The organism is Nocardiopsis sp. JB363, assembly GCF_900143625.1.
Lineage (GTDB): Bacteria > Actinomycetota > Actinomycetes > Streptosporangiales > Streptosporangiaceae > Nocardiopsis.
In genome coordinates, this window is the sequence record NZ_FRFF01000143.1 from 14,481 (window position 1) to 32,690 (window position 18,210).

Consider the following 18,210-nt stretch of genomic DNA (forward strand, 5'->3'; position numbering starts at 1 on the left):
GAGTTGGACGAACCTGGGGACGTGCCTCGATGGACTTCAGGGCACCAGACCGTGGACCGAGGGAAGATCATCGCCCCGGTACCCGTCGTCGACGTAGGAGACGACCGCCCCGGGAACGGAGAGGACACCGTGCCGGACATTCCCTGAACCGAGGTCGGGGTCGAAGAGACGCTCGCCGTCGAACCGGATCCAGCGCGGTGTTCCCGCCTTCTCGGTGTCGGTTTCCTCTATCGGAAGGACCAACACGACCCGCTCGCCCTCTTCGATCCCCGCCTCTACGACCTCGCTCGTCCTGGGCGGGTTGAGGGACAAGACCAGCGCACCTTCCAGCACGGCGGAGGGACCTTCGAAGTAGTGGCCGAGGCCCCACTCGACCTCGACACTGGAGACGACCTCGCCGTCGGAGTCGGACCTCTTCAACAGCCAAGGACCGAGCGCCTCCAGCTCCTCCTGAGCGACCACGGCACCCTCGGTGTCGGCGGCCAGGGTGCCGGGAGCCATCTCGTACGAGTGGTACTCCTGCTCGGGATGGTCGGGGACGACATCGACCGGCTCTCCGGTGTTCAAGCCGAACAACCGTTCCCCGGCCGCGACCACGGGGCCTCCCTCACTCCACGTCTTGGGCCGAACGATGTCGGCGTCGTCCCACGCCAAACGTCGGGACGGCTCCACTTCCGTACGCCAGAGCTCCTCACCGGTCATGGTGTCCAGGACGACCAGGACCCTCTCCGCGTCGTCGGGCCGCCCCAATCGGTCGAGGGCCAGCGTCAACTCGGTTTCTCCGCTCTCCAGGACGCTCTCGTCGAAGTGTTCCTCGTCCAGGCAGGTCCGGGAGACCAGTAGGCGGTCACCGTACAGTCGCGTCCGCACACTTTCCCGAGGCAGGCACACCCGGCCCGCTTCCCGGGTCAGGGGGTACTCCCATTCGGGTTCCGCGGAGTCGAGGTCGTACCCCACCACGGAGCCGCCTTCGTCGTCTTCCTCGACCCCCATCATCCGTTCGGCGTTCACGTGCCGCCACCAGGAGTCCGCGTCCTCGTGTTCGGGCAGCGGCCTCTCCCGGACGACCTCGCCGGTGGCGGTGTCCAACACGAGGATGGTGGCGGGCGTCGCGCGGCCCTCCCGGTACAGGAGGTAGACGTGTTCCTCGTCCCCCGGGACGAGCCCGGACCCGAGGATCTCGGAGTGCGAGCGCCGGTAGGTCCACATCTCCTCGCCGGTGGACCCGTCCAAGGCGACGAAACCGTCCCGGTACCGAACGACCGGACCCCGGAGGCCACGCCCCACCTCCTGGATCGGTAGTTCGGGCTCCCAGGACCACCCCACCCGGGTGACGTCGGTGGGGAACGGGTCGGGTTCGCCCGCCGCGGCGACCCTGTGCTCGATCTCCACCCAGGTGGTGAGCAGCGGGGTCAGGGCAGTGACCATGAGCAGAGCCGTCGCACCGGCGACCAGGCCACCGAGCAGGGCCTTCCAGCCACCACCGGGTGCCGTTATGGGAGCGAAGACCAGCAGCACGATCCCCAGCACGACCGCGCCGATACCGCCCCACACCCCGAACGCCTCTGTGAGGTGCAGGCCGCCCTCGGACACGGACGAGGACACGAAGTGAGTCGGGAAAGCCCACCAGGCCAACCCCACGGCCGTGGCGGCGATCAAGGACCGGAGCACGAGACCGGCGGCGGATCCCTGGTCTTCGTCATCGGCCGGTGCGGAGCCTCGGTCGCGTCGGATGTTGATCCGCACCACCGGCACCACGAACGCCAGGAAGAGCAGCAGGACCACCGGGATGCCAAAGCCCTCGGCCGCCTGGGAACCGACCCCGGTCAGGCGGACCACGGTCAAGACCACGCCCCCGACCACCATCGTCATCCCGGCCCATCCGAGCACGCCTGCGAGCCGCCCGCCCACGTCTCACTCCCTGTCCACTTGTGTCCCGCTCGTCACCGTTCGTACGCCGAGGGCAGCCTAGAGGTTCGGCTCAACGCAGGACGAACTCGCCCTTCGGGCCACGCAGGACCGCCTCCAGCAGCGAACCCGGCCCCTCCATGAGGTCCAGGTCCACCCCGAGCGCGGACAGGGCCGGGGCGAGGCGGGCCGGCTCGGGGTGTTCGGCGCGCAGGGACACCAGTTCCAGGGTGGGTAGATCCCCCAGGCCGGGCTGCGGCGTACTCCCCCAGTCGATGAGGAAGGGCACCGGCGCGGGGTAGCCCTCAGGTTCCCGTTTGGCCAGGTGCCAGTGGAGGACATCGCCCTCGGGGGTGGCCCGGGACCAGGGTTCGACGTCGCCGGGGTCGTGTCCCACCGCGCGAGCCCGCTCCACAGCGGCGGTCAGGTCCTCGGCGACCCGGACCGCGAAGGTCGCCAGGTGGGGGCGTTCCAGATCGGCCAGACCGAACACCTCCACCGGTCCGGGGTCGGCGCGTTCGGGATCGGGGCCGACGATCTCCAGGTAGTGGGGCGCGCGGTCGCCGTCGACGGTGAGCGCGACCAGGGCGTTGGCCGAACCGACCGGGTGCCGGCCGCCCCGGGCCGGTGCGACGCCGGTGCGTTCCGCGAAGGCGGATACGGCCGCCGCCAGGTCCGGTACGGCGTAGACCAGGTGGTCGAGGGTGCCGGGAAAGCTCATGGGTGTCCCTTCCGAGTCGCACTCACCGCACAGGGGCTGATCAGGCCTTGTCGGCGGGGAATCCTCCGGTGGCGATCGGGCCCCACCGGTCGGGGGTGACGCGGACCAGCGCCTTGTCCTGCTGCCGCATCGCCTGCCGGTACTCGTCCCAGTCGGGGTGCTCGCCCGCGATCACTCGGAAGTACTCGACGAGGGGTTCGACGGCCTCCTCGCCGTCGAGGACCTCGGCGGTGCCGTCCACCTGAACCCAGGGCCCGTCGAAGTCCTCGGAGAGGACGACCACGCTGACCTGCGGGTTCCTTTGGGCGTTACGGGCCTTGGCACGCTCGGGGTAGGTGGAGACGACGATGCGGCCCTCGGTGTCGACCCCGCACGTCACCGGTGAGGCCTGGGGTGAGCCGTCGGTCTTCCGAGTGATCAGCAGCGCGTGGTGTCGAGGACGGACGAAGTCCAGGAGTTCGTCACGGTCGACCTCGGTGTTGGTGGCGATCTTGCGGGCCATGTTCTCGCTTTCCCAAGTGCGGATTCGGTAGCCCGGAACTACCCGGGTCACTTTGGCCGAACCCCGTGATGTTCGGATGTCTCAGCAGGTTTCGAGTAGGTGGCCGGATTCCGATTCCGGCACCAGGTCGAGGTCGCGCAGGATCGTCCGCGTGGGCGCATCGGAGTCGCACACCTCGGCGAAGGAGACCCCTGCTTCCTCCAGGTCCTCCGGATACTCGATGTCGAGTACGTTCTCCTCGCCGTACACCCGCGTGTAGCCGTCGCACTCCGACCAGGCCCCGCACGACTCGGTGATGGCGAAGTCGAAGCCGACTTCCTCGCGGCCTCTTTCGGATTCCTCCACCGTGTTCTTCTGCGCCGCGTCCATGCCCCGCTCGTGCACCAAGGCCACCAAGTCCAACGCCAGCGCCAGGTTGTCGTCACTGTTCAGGGCTTCGTTGGAACGCAGGTAGGAGTCGAGGTTGTCGAACTCGACGGCGTCGAAGCCGGTCTCGGCGCAGTGGTCGATGGTGTCGGTGAGTACTTCCGCGATGCGCTCGCGTCGGTCTTCCGTCGACGTGTCCAGGAGGAACTCGTCCGGCCACCCCGGATCCGCCACCGGTTCCCCGGCCTCGTTCCGTAGGAGGAGGTCGGGGAGTTCCTGCCAGAAGTCCAGGTCACCCGGCTGAGTCTGGAAGCCGTTGACGTAGCAGATCGAGTACAGGCCGGGCTCAGGGTCGGCGGAGGAGTCCCGGACCACGATGTCGACGCCTGATGGAGGTGGATAGGCCCCGCCCAGCTGGTAGTCGAAGCCGCCTTCCTCGGGAAGGCCGTCCGGACTCCAGGAAGCACAAGCCGCAAGGGACGCTGCCAGCCCCACAGACAGCATCACGGCACGCCCGACACGAGCACCCAAGGCGGTTCTTCCCTTCGACCCGGCAAGTGGGAGGAGAAGCCGCCCCGAGCGAGGAACCGCCTCCCCACCCTCAGTCAAGCACCACCTCGGCTCGGCGAGAGCAAGTACCCGAAGACGTCCACCCCACGTACAGGGGCGCAGATCACTCACCAGAAGAACTGCTGGGGCGGGGTGAGCCCCCCTCCATCCCCGCGTGCGCGGGGAGCAGGCGACATGCCTTCTCCTCAGAAGCCATCCGCCAGGGAGCATCCCCGCATGCGCGGGGGAAGCAGGTCTCAGCCAGGCGGAGACACCCTCACCTATGCGAAAAGGCGTCTCCGACAGACGTATGGAGTGTCCACTCTTCCTGCTGATGAGCGACACCCGAAGTGGAAAATTTACGAGAGCCCACCGGGAAGGAACTCACAGAAGATCACGAAGTTGGTCGACCGTCATCCCTGTTTTACGCAGGATGGAGGCAGTGGTGCCACGCTTGAGCTCCTTATGCAATGGCACTACGACCACCCGAGATTCGAATCTCAACACAGCATGGCTACCTTTGGTACGAACATGCCCATAGCCGACATTCTTCAGCGCAGCTATTACTTGGAGACCCGAAACAATCGGGGTATGGCTTGGACTCACGCAGGCAAGCGTATGTCGATCTCAGTAGCTTTACTGGCGTTTTGACCCAACTGGCGAATGGCTTCTTCGTCTTCCTCAAAGTACAACTCCAGAGCCTCCGTGAGGGCTTCGAGAGCCTCCTGCTCTGTTTCCCCTTGAGAAGCAACTTCAACGTCCACCGCACGTGCCACAAAGCCCCCGCACTCAGGGTCCGGTGTCAACGTAACGGCCAGATGCAGTACACGGTGCATGAAAGCAACAGTACCCGGGACGATCCACGCGCACCGAGAGAGCCCGAAAAGCATCGTGATCGTAGCTCTCAGCGCTGGGATCCCGTTCCCACATCCCCGTCACCGAAGGGCCCTGGACGTGGTGCGGGACGACGCCAGGGGACCCATCCCCTCCCCGCGTGCGCGGGGAGCAGCAGGGTCCTCCAGGTACAGGCCGTCGGTGTCGGGGTCCATCCCCGCGTGCGCGGGGAGCAGTGGGTGAGTGCACCCACCCCTGCACGTCACACGGGTCCATCCCCGCGTGCGCGGGGAGCAGCACGATGGGGGACCCGTCATCCCTGACGGGTCGGGTCCATCCCCGCGTGCGCGGGGAGCAGGTCTTACCCGACCGGATCGCACCGTCCCACACGGGTCCATCCCCGCGTGCGCGGGGAGCAGACGGTGTACGTGTCCACGTGGTCTGATGAGTTGGGTCCATCCCCGCGTGCGCGGGGAGCAGACTCGGGTGCTGCTCATGCCTTCGGTGGAGGAGGGTCCATCCCCGCGTGCGCGGGGAGCAGAAGACCTTGAAGACCTGGGCCACCCGCGCACGGGGTCCATCCCCGCGTGCGCGGGGAGCAGAAGTGGAAGGCCGAACGCGACCGCCGCAAGGCGGGTCCATCCCCGCGTGCGCGGGGAGCAGGTGCGCGGGGTTGGGAGGAGTGTCTCGATGATGGGTCCATCCCCGCGTGCGCGGGGAGCAGCGTCTCACCCGCTCCGGTGGTGACGGTGCGTGGGGTCCATCCCCGCGTGCGCGGGGAGCAGGGCCCGTAAGCGCTCATCATGGCGTGCCCACCGGGTCCATCCCCGCGTGCGCGGGGAGCAGGAGACCGGCCTGTCCGACCTGTACGCGGTGCGGGGTCCATCCCCGCGTGCGCGGGGAGCAGATCAAGCGGGGGACGGTGGGGCGTTTGGGCTGGGGTCCATCCCCGCGTGCGCGGGGAGCAGGGCGTGCGCCTGGTCCTCGGTGGCCAGGACTGTGGGTCCATCCCCGCGTGCGCGGGGAGCAGTCCACCAGGACGGTGTTGTCGAGGTGCCCGCCGGGTCCATCCCCGCGTGCGCGGGGAGCAGTCCACCCACCTGCGCAGCTCGGTGATGTCGGTGGGTCCATCCCCGCGTGCGCGGGGAGCAGTCCCGGTGAAGGAGGCTGATGTCGTAGGCGGCGGGTCCATCCCCGCGTGCGCGGGGAGCAGCGGGTGCGTCCGCCGAGGGTGCGGCGGTGATCGGGTCCATCCCCGCGTGCGCGGGGAGCAGCGATGGAGGCCGCCGCTGCTGCCAGCGGGTACGGGTCCATCCCCGCGTGCGCGGGGAGCAGGTAGCTCTCTTGTAGTGCCGACCCTGCGAACCGGGTCCATCCCCGCGTGCGCGGGGAGCAGACCGGCTTGATTTCCCCCCGGTCCACCGCACGGGGTCCATCCCCGCGTGCGCGGGGAGCAGGTTCCTGTTCTCCCTGGTCGACGCAGACGGGCGGGTCCATCCCCGCGTGCGCGGGGAGCAGATCGCGCTCAACCCCGACCTCAAAGACGGAGCGGGTCCATCCCCGCGTGCGCGGGGAGCAGAGGTCCGCCGCACCTTCAGGTGTGGCGGACCGGGGTCCATCCCCGCGTGCGCGGGGAGCAGCAGGTCAGTGCCTTCGCCTTGGACCCGTTGCCGGGTCCATCCCCGCGTGCGCGGGGAGCAGACACCGGGCTGTCCTTGGATCCAGATGCCGGGGGGTCCATCCCCGCGTGCGCGGGGAGCAGTCAAACCCTAGGACGCCCTCGCTGGCCCCTCGGGGTCCATCCCCGCGTGCGCGGGGAGCAGCAGGGCGGGTGCCCCCACACCCTTGTGGGTGGGGGTCCATCCCCGCGTGCGCGGGGAGCAGGCGTTCGTTGCGGGTGGCTGCGAGGGCGCGGCGGGTCCATCCCCGCGTGCGCGGGGAGCAGTCTCGCTGACCTGCGCGTTTACCAAGCGAACATGCTCGAATTTGCAACTAGTTGCGAGTTAGACACTCGGAACAAATCGCGCATAAGAGGATCATCTCCCGAAGCGGCGTCGCTTCGACGCCTTGCTCCAACCCTTCTTCGGTGGCCCGCCGTTCCTCTCCCCCACCGCCTCCTGCTTCCTGGAGCGTTGGATCAGCGTCATCCCCTCATGATCCACCGGCCGCCACTGATGCTCGAAGGTCTCGAAGGCGAAACCCTGCTCGTTGTTGGTCGAGTACACCAACAACGCCCGCCCGTTACCCGCGTACTGCTGGACTTCGTCCCACAGCACCTCACGCACACGAGCCGACGGCTTGCCGATGAACACACCCGGCGCGATCTGCAACAACCACCTCGTGAGCAACCCACGCAACCCGGCGGGACAGTTCGTGAGGATCAGCACCGTCACCAGATCACCCCGAGGTTCCGTCCGGACTCGATGTCCGCCCCTCGATCGACCTGGAGTCCGACCCGATCGGCCTCCTCCACATCCACCCCGGTGGGCAGCAACAGCTTCTTGATGTCGTCGACGCACCGGTCGAGCAACTGTTCCCGATGAATCCGATCCCGCAGGGCACGTCGGGTCCTGGCGCCCACCTCCTCCTCGCTCTCGGCAGCGACGTCGAAGGCCACGGGGATCGCCACGTCCACCTTGTACAGGTCGGCCACATCGAGCACGAAGGACTGTTCATGCCCCGAGTGCACGAATCCCAGCCCCGGCGTACAACCCAGCGCGGCGACCACGGACTGCGCGATCCCGTAGAAGCACTGCGCGGCGGCGGTGATCGCCTGGTTGGGCGCGTTCCCTTCGTCGAACCGCCCGGGCACGTACTTCCGCCCACGCCATTCGACACCGGTGCGGGCGGCGTTGGCCCGATAGGCCGCCTTCACCCGGTCGCCTTCGAGCCCCAACAGCTCCCGGCGACTTCGCCCCTCGACGTCCTCACCGGGAAACCGCATCAGGTACATGGCCCGGGCCACTTCAAGGCGGGTCCGGCGATTGGCCCAGGCGGTGGCCTGGGCCTCGACCAGCACGGAGGACCGGGTGAGGGCGCGGCCCCCGGAGTAGTACCGCACCCCCTGCTCCCCGACCCACACCACGCCGGCACCACTGTCCCCGAGCAGGGCCATCGCCTGGTGGGTGACCCGGGTACCGGGCCCCAGAAGCAGGACCCCGATGGTCGCCGAAGGCAGGTAGATGACACCCTCCCCGTCCTCGGCGGTGATGGCGTTGTCCTCCCGGTGGATCACACACCGCTCCAGGTAGACGAAGGAACTCCGGTCCCCCACCCGAGTCAGCTCGGCGGGGCTCGACGCCCCCCGTTTGCCGGCCGTGGCCATCAGCCCACCGGCGCCAGGGTCATGAGTCCACAGCCGTAGGCCTTGGCCCGGCCGATGCCCGAAGTCAACGCCTGGCGCAGCGCCTCGGGATCGGTGACGGTCAACCTTCCGTCGAAGGTCGCCGTGACCACCGGAACCCGCATCCGCTTGCCTTTCCGCTCCGGTCGGGGGTCGGGTTTGTCGAAGCCGGTGTTGTCGCGGTCGTGCACCATCAACTCATAGCCGTCGATCTCGGGCAGCGCGGGGTCCGCGTCCTGGCGGCGCACGACCTCGAATCCACACCGCTCCTGCTTCTTGAGCAACCATCCCGCCTGGTGACGAGGGGTGACGTGCGCGGTGAGCTTGGTCGGTTCCCCGTCCTTGCGCCGAATGCTGTGCACCGGGTTGGCGGTGACCCGGAACGCCCAGGTCTGCCCCGCCTCCAGCTGGTCCAGGAACCCCGAGTAGTCGTGGGTCCGCCACCCGATTTCGGGATCCGCCTTGGACCATCCGGCCTGTTCCACCAGGTGGGTGAGCTCGGGACGCTCCGGGCTCACCACGTACAGGAACACCTCGGCCTTGGCGTTGCGATCCACCCGCCACAGCACCCGGGGGCCACCCGGTTCCCCGACCGGATCTCCCGGGAGGAGTTCGGGGAATCCGCCCAGGACGGCCGCGTGCAGGGCCTGAGGCGAGGACAACAGCTTGCGGGCACCGGACCGGTGGGTGTTGAAACGGAATCGGGTCAGGTACATCAGCGGCCTCCCAGCGCGGAGACGGGATCATGGTCGGGGGGTGACGTGCGGCGCGCGTGTGGATTCGACACCGTCACCGAACCGGATCGAACCGCACGCAGTCCGTACCGCCGGTGTCTGGGATCGAAGCTGAGCGGCAGGTCGCGCGAGGAGTCCGCTCCGCCGTCCCCCGGAGAGGCGTCGACCAGGGTGGTCAGCTCGATCTTGGAACCCTCACGCCATCCGCGTCGTCGCTGATACCAGCGACTCGCCTGCCAAGGCTGTTCGCGCAGTACTTCCTCGACCGTGCCCGGCCCGGGTGTCCCCAGGTCGAAGGGGCGCGAGGGAGGACATGAACGCCTTCCCAGGTAGGGCAGGTAGACGGGCATGCGCACCGCCTGATACAGCCGATCGATCATCTCGGGGTCGCCTTCGACCGCGGCCACGAACACGGCGTCGGACAGGTAGAAGCGCTCCGAGATCGGCATGGACACCCCGGTGACCAGGTGATGAGCGGTCTGGTAGTCGCGCACCCGGGTTCCGGGCTGGTCCACGCGCACGCCGAAGCGCAGCGCCGCCAGGTCGGCCACGTCAGCGGTGCGCTCCCGTCCCAGGGCAGCGGCGAGCAGCCCGATCACCCCGCTCTTGGTCGGCGCGTTCTCCGTGCCGCGTCGAGAGAATCGGGAGGAGGAACCCCACGCCTGGAGTGGACCCGCCAGAACCAGGGGCAGGGTGTGCGTGGCGGGCCCGCTCATGCCGAGGGCGCCTGACGCTGGGCGACGGCGGCGCCGACCTGCTCGACCAGCTCGGGCAGGCTGACCTCGGCCCCCAGACCGGAGAGCTTGGCGGTGCGCTCCCCCACTCGCACCATCCAGGTCTCGACGTCGTCGGCGGCCCCGAACGCGCGTTCCACTTCAGGCATGTACTCGGCCAGGCGGGCGCTGGCCTGCGCGACGTGCCCGGCCTCGGCCGTGACGGGTTCCTCGAAGGCGCCGACGAAGCTGATGGGCCGCGCGTTCCGCAGCTTCACGATGACCACGTCGGGCAGGGTGTGGTGCCCGAAGGTGTTGATCTTGCCGGTGGGCAGCGATTCCACGAACCCGCGCACGAACGCCTCCACGGCACGGGTCAGTGGTTCGGTGACGGGCTCGTCCTCGCGCAGTCCCTCCCCCAGGTTCCTGCGCAGCAGGTCCACGTCCACGGCCGCGTACCGGTACAGGGTCGCGGAGTTGAACTCGACGGTGCCGATCATGCCGGCGCCGGTCTCCTCCTCCGGGTTCCTGTCGTCGACCGCGGTGTAGTAGTCCGACTCGTTCTCCACCGTGTGCACGCTGATGGCGTGCGCGACCTGGGCGGCGGCGTCCACGTTGATGTCGGCGCCGTCGGCGACCATCCGGCCGAACAGAGCGATGTCGACGGAGTGGTGGGTGTCGGCGATGGACTTGGCGCGGGCCTTGTTGTCCTTGTCCTTGAGGAAGGCCTTGATGTCCTCGCGGCCCTCGACGGCGAGTGCGGCGAGCCCGTCGCGCTGTCGGGCGCTGAGGAACATCAGATAGGCGGACTCGGGCGCAGGAGCGGGCTCCCCGCTCTTCTTGGCGGCGTCGGCCTTGCGCTTGGGCGGTTCGATCTTGGAGCCGGTGGCGGTCTGGACGGTCTCGGCGGCCAGGGTGAGCGCCTCGGTCTCCTCGATGGAGGGTTCGAGTTCACGGATGCGGGCGGCGATGAGTTCGGCGACGCGTTTGGTTCGGGTGCCCAGTTCTTGAGGGTCCAGCAGGGCGTCGAAGGCCAGGCGGGTGGCGCGTTTCCAGGCCTGACTGGAGACCCGGGAGCGGCGGGCGCCACCGTAGACGGCGGTCTTGGGTGCGCCGGTGTCGTCCCGGTTGAGGTTGCTGGGCGGCACGGTCTGCAACACGTGCACGTCGAGAATGGTACGGCTCATGGTGTTCCTCGTCCTGTCGGTACCGAATCTGCGGTGTGCGCGGCGGGGAGCGCTTCGGTGGGTGATGTCTCGGGTCAGCTTTGGACCGCCACCGTGTCCTTCGGCGAATCACCGGTGGAGCGTTCCGGCCGGTAGGCCTGGAAGCCGCGCCCCCAGGTGCGGCGCACGCGTTCGGCCCCGGCGGGGGTGTGAGAGTCGAAGAGCTGGTCGGCCAGCAGGCCGTAGTCGAGCGGGACGTCCTCGGTCCGTAGCAGTTGGACGATCCCGCGCAGTCGATCCAGCCGTGTGCTCCGGCTGCTCGCCGTCTGGGCCTGCACGAACCGTTTGCGCAGGGGTTCGTCGATGTCACCGGCCGGCATGAGCCGACGGACCGCCGACCCGAACTCGCGACCACGCTTGTGCATGCCCGCCTCGCGCTTCGACTGCTGGTGCAGGGCGTAGAGGGTGAGCGCCTCGTGCACGGCGGACTCGGCGTCGGGGGTGCGCGGATCGTGGACGTCGAAGGTCTCGTAGAAGTCGTGGTCGATGGTGAGTCCGACGAGTTCGGGGACCTCTTCGATGGTCTTGCCCGCGCCTCGGCGGATCTTGGCCAGGGTCGCCACCGCCGCGGACTCATCACGCAGGTATCCGCCCTGGAGTCGGCGGATCCGCTCGTCCACCGCCTTGCCCACGGCCTTGAGCTCGGGGATGTAGGCGGTGCGGCTCGCTGTGGTCACTGTTCTTCCTCCGTGCTGCTCTTGGAGTCGGTGTCGGAGGTGGTGGCCGGCTCGGGGACGGCCAGCGTCAGACACTTGCGCAGGGCCTTACGGAAACGCAGGTCGACGCTGGAGGTGTTGAGCCAGAAGGCACCGCTCTTGGTTTCGAGCACGCGCCCTTCCCAGGAGGCCTCACCGGCGGACTCGATGAATTCGTCACCCAGGCGCGACACGGTCTCGCGAACGGTGCGTTGCCACCGTCCCCGTCGCCGGGTGGGGTGTTCGGGGTCGTTCAGGAGGGAGTCGAGGTCGGCCTCCCCCGCCTCGGGGGTGGCCAGGTCGCGCAGCCAGCCACGGAAGAGTCCGTCCAGTTCACCGAAGCCCCGATCACGTGCGGTGGCGCGTGGCCCCTCACCGTCGGCTCCGGCCGCCTGGGCCAGGCCGGTCGCCAGGTCGCCCAGAGCGGTGACGGCCTCCTCGGCGTCGTTGACGGCGTCGACGGCCGTCACCGCCAACTCCCCGTTGCCCTCGTGGAGGAGGACCACGGGCATGGCGACCGCGTCGTCGACGATCTCGTCGATGACGGACTGTTGGGTGCCGTAGACCGCCCCGACCAGGCGGGCACGGACGAGGTAGCCCCTGGGCAGGTAATCGCCGACGGTGAGTTTCGCGATCCATTCCAGGATGCGGGGACGCACCTGTTCAGCGGCTTCCTGGCGTTGGTCGCCTCCCCTGACCTTGCCGGTGACCAGCGCGCCCAGACCCCGCCAGGCGGCCCGGGCCGGGTCGTGTTCACGCGGCAGGTAGACGGTGGGTTCGCGAAGCTTCTTCTCCTGGGCGGGACTGCGGCGCCAGGCGGACATGGGTTCGCGCGGCTGCATGTTGCGCGGGCTCAGTGGGTCGCCATAGGAGAGCAGGACACCGTGCGCCCCTTGGCCGTCGTGGTGCAGGCGCAACCGGCGGGTCTGCCAGGTGTAGAGGTCGCGCAGGCCGTGCGGTCGGGCGGCGGCCTCGACTGCTTCCAGGGGTGCGGCGGTGACCGGTGGGTGGGCCCAGGCGGGACGGTCGCGCTCGGAATCCGTGTGCAGGTTAGGGGTGTCGAAGGCGATGAGGTTGAGCAGCAGGGTCTGGCGCAGGTCGTCGCCCTCGATGTGGACCCCGCCGAGATTGCCCGCCCAACCCACACCCAGCGGGTAGCCCTTGCCGTTCTTGGCACGGGGGTCGCCTTCCACGCCGGCCTTGATGCCGGAGGGGTCGTAGGCGTGGGCGTGCACCACCCAACGCGCGGCCTCGGCGTAGTCCAGACGTTGGGCTCCGTGGAACCGCATGGTGAAGAACCGGGCGTTGTTGGGGACGTCGGCGACCACCTTGTCCAGGGACGCGTACTCGCCCTTGCTCGTGCGCAGGTCCGCGACCTGGAGGAAGGGGGCGCGCGGGTGGAGGAGATCGAAGCGTTCGGCGTGTTCGTCGAGGTATTCACGCACACGATCCAGCGGGAGTCCCTCTTCCCACAGGTCGGCCCAGTCCTCGATCTCTTGGGGGCCGTCGATGGCGTCGTGCAGGACGGCCAGGAGCAGGCGTAGCAGGGCGAAGTCCTGGGTGGGGACGTCCCCGACCAGGCGACGCACGTGTTCGGCCTGCTCGAAGACCTCGACCAGGGAAAGTTCGGTCTCGACTCCGTCGGTGCGCAGGATCGGGATCCATGGCCGACGGGTGAGGTCGAAGGTGTTCGTGTCGGTGGGCGGCGGGGTGGCCGTGGATACAGCAGGGGGTGCCTCAGTCGGCACGGGTGACCTCCAAGCCGTCGGATTCGGTGTAGTGGAGTCGGTGGCCCGCCAGTTCGGCGCGGTCGTCCTCGTCCAGGAAAAGGACCAGTTCTCCGGCGATCCAGTGGGCTTCCTTGGCCTGCCAGGCCTCGACCAGGTCGTCTTCCAGTTCGGTGATGGCGCGGTCGATCATCTGACCGGAGAGGGTGAACTGGTAGGGCAGGCGCAGCCCGCTGGCAGCCAGAGCCCGGGCCGCCTTGGGAGCCGGGACGGAGTCGGTGGGCAGGGGCAGACCGCCGCGTCCGTCACTCAGCCAGGGGACGGTGGTGAGCGAGCCGTCGCGGTGGCGTCGGGCGACCAGGACCTCCAGGCTCTCCCCGGTGTCGCGGACCTGGGCCTTGCCGCTCTGGGTGTCGTCGGCCTCGCCCACTCCGGCGTCCACCCAGCCGATGATCGCCCGGCCATCGCGCGCGGCCGGGTCCAGCAGGAAGGTGCGGGCCCGGACGGCGCGGTCCACCTGCTTGGTCCGTTCCGCGCGCAGGGCCTGGTCCAGGGCCTCGTGCCATTCCTGCGGGGCGATGTCGACGTGGTCGGTGACCTCCTCGTAGGCGGACTGGACCAGCGGGCTGATGTAGTAGGGCAGTTTGAGCGTGCTCGCCTGGCCGGAGTTCGCCGGCAGGTGGGGACGCAGGACCGCGAGGGCGCGCAGGAGCGGGTACTCGCCGTAGACGGTGCGTGAGCCCTTCACCGGTCGTGGCGGGTTCTGGGTCCAGTCGACCCCGGTGACCAGGCAGCGGGCGGTGCGCAGGCGGGGTGGACGTTCGGACTGCTCCTCGCCCCGGGGGTGGCGGTGCATGCGCCCCATGCGTTGCAGGAGGAGGTCGACGGGGGCCAGATCGGTGACCATCAGGTCGAAGTCGACGTCCAGGGACTGCTCGACGACCTGGCTGGCGACCACGATGCGCCGCTCGGGGCGCTCGCCACCGAGTGCCGCGACCTTGGCGGGTGGCCCGTACTCACGCAGGAGTTGTTCGTCCCGAGCGGCCCGGTCCAGGTCGAGGAAGCGCGAGTGGGCGACGGTGACCGTGTCGTCGCCGAAGTGTTCGCGCAGGTGGGTGGCGGTCTCGTGCACACGGGCGACGGTGTTGCGGATGACCAGGGCGCAGCCGCCCTCGTGGAGTTCTCGGTCCAGACGGGCGGTGAGGGTGTCGAGTTCGTCGTCCAGGGGCTCGATGAGCACGTCGGTGGATCGGCCGGAGAACTCCGAGGGGTACAGGCGTGGGGGTGAGTCGGGGACGGCGGTGGTGATGAGCGGGTAGGAAGCGGCCTGGGCGACCTCTTCGTAGCCTTCCGTCTTGGAGCGTGGGCCTTCGCCCGTGTAGGCCTGGGCCAGTTCACGGCGGCGTTCGGAGGGCAGGGTGGCGGACAGGACGATGACCGGGACCCCGTACCGGCCCAGCCAGGCCAGGGCCCGGTCGAGGTAGGTGTTCATGTAGGTGTCGTAGGCGTGCGCCTCGTCGATCACCACGACCTTTCCGGCGAGCGCCAGGTGTCGCAGAGCCAGGTGCTTGCTCTTGAGGCCGGCGAAGAGGAGCTGGTCGATGGTGCCCACGGCGAAGGAGGAGAGCATGCCCTTCTTGCGCCCGCGCAGCCACCGGTGGGCGATGAGGGCGGCGGCGCCGGACTCGTCCTCACGGTCGGTGTCGGTGGCCAGACGGGGGCCGCCGCCGAGGTAGCCGGCGAACTCGTCGTTGAGGTGGGCCTTGGAGTGGGCGAGGAAGATGGAGGCGGCTTCCTCGGGCATGCCCGGGAGGTGGTCCAGCCAGTGGGTGAAGCGGGCGAACATGGCGTTGCTGGTGGCCATGGTGGGCAGCGCGATGAAGCAGCCACCGGCTCCGGTCAGGGCGGCGAGGATCTCCGCCGCGAGCAGGGCCGCCTCGGTCTTGCCCTCGCCCATGGGGGCTTCGATGATCATCAATCCGGCGCCGGCCATGTCCCGGGCGGCCTGGACGGCGTGTTCCTGCACCGGGCGTGGGCGGGCGCCGTCGGGCAGGTCGAAGCGCGCGGCGAGGAGTTCGGCCGTGGTCCCGGTGGAGTGCTCGGGGTCCCACTGGCGGGGAAGGTCGAGGAGGCGCCAGGCCGCTTCGGTGCGCTCGGGGTCGGTGCCGCGTTCGCCCGGGAAGTAGGGGAAGTAGTCGGAGTTGCTGGCGATCCAGTCGGCGGTGATGACCAGGGCGGTGAGCAGGACCTGGGCGGGTTGGGGGAGTTTGACCGTGCGCCAGGAGGACAGGTGGGTGCCGGCCCCGGTGACTTCGGCAGCCGTGTCCAGGAGTTCGGTCTGGACCTGGTGCCAGGTCTGGGCCGTCTTGGGCGTGCGCAGGAGTTCGGGGTGGTCGTCGAGCGCGGCGATGGCGCTGTTGGTCGGCGGGACGCCGTGGTGGCCGCCGGCGATGACGGTGAATTGGTGGGTGTCCCGGGGGCGCCAATCGTGCTCGTCGACCAGCCAGTCACGGAGGAGGAGGTGGCCGGCGAGGCCGTGCGGCGCGAGGTTGCGGTCGGCCATCAGCTTCTGGAGAGGCATGTCCAGGCCATGGGCGCGCATGTCGTCGGCCAGGTGTTCGACCTGGCAGGCGAAGGCGGGCGTGGCCTTGCCGATGTCATGGGTGGCGGCGAGCCACACCACCAGGGCGCGGGCCGAGGATTCGTCTCCGGAGAGTGCGGAGGTGATGAGCGCGCGGGCCTGTCGCGGAACCCACTCGTCCCAGAGTCTGCCCGCGATGAAGGCGCTGTCGGCCATGTGGCGGTAGAGCGGGAGCCAGCCGTCGGAGTCGAAGTCGTGCTTGGCCCAGGCGCTACGGGCGGCCTTGGAGAGGGAGTCCTTCCAGGGCTGGGAAGGGGGTCCGGGGGTCATGGGAGACATCTAAGCGCCTAGGAGTGACTGTTCGGGGCTGGTTCTGCCCCCTTCCGGTGGCCGACAACGGCCACGCGGCTACTCACCAGTTTTCCGGCATTTCGGACGGAGGTGTGGTACCCGATCCCGCGTGGAGGCGTGGCCCGCTCCTCGCATGCGCGGGGAGCAGGGGTGCTCGGTGAACGGCACCCGGTGACCGAGGGGTCCATCCCCGCGTGCGCGGGGAGCAGGACCGCGTCGGCGGCGGCCTTGGCGGCGCGCTGGGTCCATCCCCGCGTGCGCGGGGAGCAGTCCCGGCGGGCCAACCGGACCTGGCGGATGATGGGTCCATCCCCGCGTGCGCGGGGAGCAGACGGGTGCCGGGGGTCAGGGCGAGGGCGAGACGGGTCCATCCCCGCGTGCGCGGGGAGCAGGTGGGCCTGGACATGAAGCTCCGAAACGGCATGGGTCCATCCCCGCGTGCGCGGGGAGCAGGTGGGCCTGGACATGAAGCTCCGAAACGGCATGGGTCCATCCCCGCGTGCGCGGGGAGCAGGTGGGCCTGGACATGAAGCTCCGAAACGGCATGGGTCCATCCCCGCGTGCGCGGGGAGCAGTTGTGCATCCCCGCCGCGAAGCTCTGCGGGTCGTGGTCCATCCCCGCGTGCGCGGGGAGCAGTCGAAGTGGGAGCGACGGTACTGGGCAGCCCAGGGTCCATCCCCGCGTGCGCGGGGAGCAGATGTCTCCATTTTCTTTACTGTCGGTCACGACGGGTCCATCCCCGCGTGCGCGGGGAGCAGGGTGGGCGGTGGGAACGCCGGGGGTGGTGATGGGGTCCATCCCCGCGTGCGCGGGGAGCAGGAGTGAGGAACGAGCTCGCAGCCATCCGGTGCGGGTCCATCCCCGCGTGCGCGGGGAGCAGCCAGCACTGACGAAACGCGGAAGGCCCGCCCCGGGTCCATCCCCGCGTGCGCGGGGAGCAGCAGGCCCGGCCACGGGATCAGCTCCTTCATCACGGGTCCATCCCCGCGTGCGCGGGGAGCAGGCACCCGCTCGGAGGGTTCGGGGACGGCACGGGGGTCCATCCCCGCGTGCGCGGGGAGCAGGCGCCACCCATGCCGAACGCGCGGGTGTACTCGGGTCCATCCCCGCGTGCGCGGGGAGCAGCGCGCGTAGGCGAGGAGTTCCTCCCCCCACGTGGGTCCATCCCCGCGTGCGCGGGGAGCAGTGGTCGTCGTCCGGGCTCTGGTTCTGTCCGGCGGGTCCATCCCCGCGTGCGCGGGGAGCAGCTGCGAGGACCAGCGCAGCGACCACACGGCTGGGGTCCATCCCCGCGTGCGCGGGGAGCAGACAGCAGAACCCTGGAAGAGCAACTGGACTCGGGGTCCATCCCCGCGTGCGCGGGGAGCAGACGGTGGTCCACTCGCCCGGCGCCACGGTCTGGGGTCCATCCCCGCGTGCGCGGGGAGCAGCCGGAGAGGAAGGACAGCACTCGTGGTTCACCGGGTCCATCCCCGCGTGCGCGGGGAGCAGTGATGAGTGCGTGCGCGTGGCGCATATCGGGGGGGTCCATCCCCGCGTGCGCGGGGAGCAGGGTGGGGGCGGCCTGGCCGCCGTACATCACCCCGGGTCCATCCCCGCGTGCGCGGGGAGCAGTCTCGCTGACCTGCGCCTTTACCCGACGAACATGCTCGAATCTGCAACTTGTTGCAAGTTGGACACCAGAACCTTTTCTTCACAAAGGGGACTGATCGAGTCTTCGGGGCTCTTCACACTGTGGTCAACGGTAGCGGAGGAGCCCCGGTTTTGAGGGACAGCCTTGGCGTTACAGCAATCCGGCGGTGAGGTGGTGGGCGAAGGCACCAGCTAAGGCGGCCAAGGTGTAGCCGAACAGGGGCCAGGCGATGCGGGGGCGTCGGCGAGGTTTGCGGTGGCTGCGCGGACGCCGGGGGCGGCGCGGGAGCGGCGGGCGTTCCGGGCGCGGGCGGGGCACCCGCGGGC

The 18,210-nt window shown here is 69.4% G+C and carries 14 protein-coding genes and 2 CRISPR repeat arrays; all 14 genes read right to left on the minus strand.

The features are described from left to right. Positions 1 to 36: 36 nt before the first annotated feature. Complete coding sequence (locus BQ8420_RS23480) at positions 37 to 1,911, minus strand: PQQ-binding-like beta-propeller repeat protein (protein WP_143847505.1); 1,875 nt, start codon at positions 1,909 to 1,911, stop codon at positions 37 to 39. A gap of 70 nt (positions 1,912 to 1,981) precedes the next feature. Then, positions 1,982 to 2,629 carry a VOC family protein gene (locus BQ8420_RS23485; protein WP_087101337.1) on the minus strand — a complete coding sequence of 216 codons (648 nt, stop codon included), beginning with the start codon at positions 2,627 to 2,629 and terminating at the stop codon, positions 1,982 to 1,984. Positions 2,630 to 2,669: 40 nt separating this feature from the next. After that, positions 2,670 to 3,131 carry a PPOX class F420-dependent oxidoreductase gene (locus BQ8420_RS23490; RefSeq protein WP_087101338.1) on the minus strand — a complete coding sequence of 154 codons (462 nt, stop codon included), beginning with the start codon at positions 3,129 to 3,131 and terminating at the stop codon, positions 2,670 to 2,672. Positions 3,132 to 3,212: 81 nt separating this feature from the next. Then, positions 3,213 to 4,001 carry an endo alpha-1,4 polygalactosaminidase gene (locus BQ8420_RS23495; RefSeq protein ID WP_087101349.1) on the minus strand — a complete coding sequence of 263 codons (789 nt, stop codon included), beginning with the start codon at positions 3,999 to 4,001 and terminating at the stop codon, positions 3,213 to 3,215. Positions 4,002 to 4,430: 429 nt separating this feature from the next. Further along, positions 4,431 to 4,652 (minus strand): type II toxin-antitoxin system HicA family toxin, encoded by a 222-nt coding sequence (locus BQ8420_RS23500; protein ID WP_087101339.1) that lies wholly within the window; start codon positions 4,650 to 4,652, stop codon positions 4,431 to 4,433. Further along, the gene (locus tag BQ8420_RS23505; protein ID WP_087101350.1) at positions 4,649 to 4,882 is read right to left on the minus strand and encodes a type II toxin-antitoxin system HicB family antitoxin; all 234 of its coding nucleotides are present in this window, start codon (positions 4,880 to 4,882) and stop codon (positions 4,649 to 4,651) included. Before BQ8420_RS23505 ends, BQ8420_RS23500 begins: the two co-directional genes overlap by 4 nt. Before the next feature lie 144 nt (positions 4,883 to 5,026). Beyond that, a CRISPR array of direct repeats spans positions 5,027 to 6,825; the repeat unit is 29 nt; unit sequence GGGTCCATCCCCGCGTGCGCGGGGAGCAG. A gap of 91 nt (positions 6,826 to 6,916) precedes the next feature. Then, a complete protein-coding gene (gene cas2e, locus BQ8420_RS23510; protein ID WP_087101340.1) occupies positions 6,917 to 7,273 on the minus strand; it encodes a type I-E CRISPR-associated endoribonuclease Cas2e in 357 nt (118 codons plus the stop codon). After that, positions 7,270 to 8,205, minus strand: a complete 936-nt coding sequence (cas1e, locus tag BQ8420_RS23515) for a type I-E CRISPR-associated endonuclease Cas1e (RefSeq protein WP_087101341.1) — start codon at positions 8,203 to 8,205, stop codon at positions 7,270 to 7,272. Before cas1e ends, cas2e begins: the two co-directional genes overlap by 4 nt. Beyond that, the gene (gene cas6e, locus BQ8420_RS23520) at positions 8,205 to 8,939 is read right to left on the minus strand and encodes a type I-E CRISPR-associated protein Cas6/Cse3/CasE (protein ID WP_087101342.1); all 735 of its coding nucleotides are present in this window, start codon (positions 8,937 to 8,939) and stop codon (positions 8,205 to 8,207) included. Before cas6e ends, cas1e begins: the two co-directional genes overlap by 1 nt. Continuing rightward, positions 8,939 to 9,673, minus strand: coding sequence for a type I-E CRISPR-associated protein Cas5/CasD (cas5e, locus tag BQ8420_RS23525; protein WP_087101343.1), 735 nt, complete (start codon positions 9,671 to 9,673; stop codon positions 8,939 to 8,941). Before cas5e ends, cas6e begins: the two co-directional genes overlap by 1 nt. Continuing rightward, positions 9,670 to 10,857 (minus strand): type I-E CRISPR-associated protein Cas7/Cse4/CasC, encoded by a 1,188-nt coding sequence (cas7e, locus tag BQ8420_RS23530; protein WP_087101344.1) that lies wholly within the window; start codon positions 10,855 to 10,857, stop codon positions 9,670 to 9,672. The genes cas5e and cas7e overlap by 4 nt, the downstream gene beginning before the upstream one ends. Positions 10,858 to 10,931: 74 nt before the next feature. Continuing rightward, positions 10,932 to 11,573, minus strand: coding sequence for a type I-E CRISPR-associated protein Cse2/CasB (gene casB, locus BQ8420_RS23535; protein ID WP_087101345.1), 642 nt, complete (start codon positions 11,571 to 11,573; stop codon positions 10,932 to 10,934). Next, a complete protein-coding gene (gene casA / locus BQ8420_RS23540) occupies positions 11,570 to 13,339 on the minus strand; it encodes a type I-E CRISPR-associated protein Cse1/CasA (RefSeq protein ID WP_087101346.1) in 1,770 nt (589 codons plus the stop codon). The genes casB and casA overlap by 4 nt, the downstream gene beginning before the upstream one ends. Then, positions 13,329 to 16,229 (minus strand): CRISPR-associated helicase Cas3', encoded by a 2,901-nt coding sequence (cas3, locus tag BQ8420_RS23545; RefSeq protein WP_235006442.1) that lies wholly within the window; start codon positions 16,227 to 16,229, stop codon positions 13,329 to 13,331. The genes casA and cas3 overlap by 11 nt, the downstream gene beginning before the upstream one ends. Positions 16,230 to 16,369: 140 nt before the next feature. Further along, positions 16,370 to 17,865: direct repeats of the CRISPR family, unit length 29 nt; unit sequence GGGTCCATCCCCGCGTGCGCGGGGAGCAG. Positions 17,866 to 18,210 lie beyond the last annotated feature (345 nt).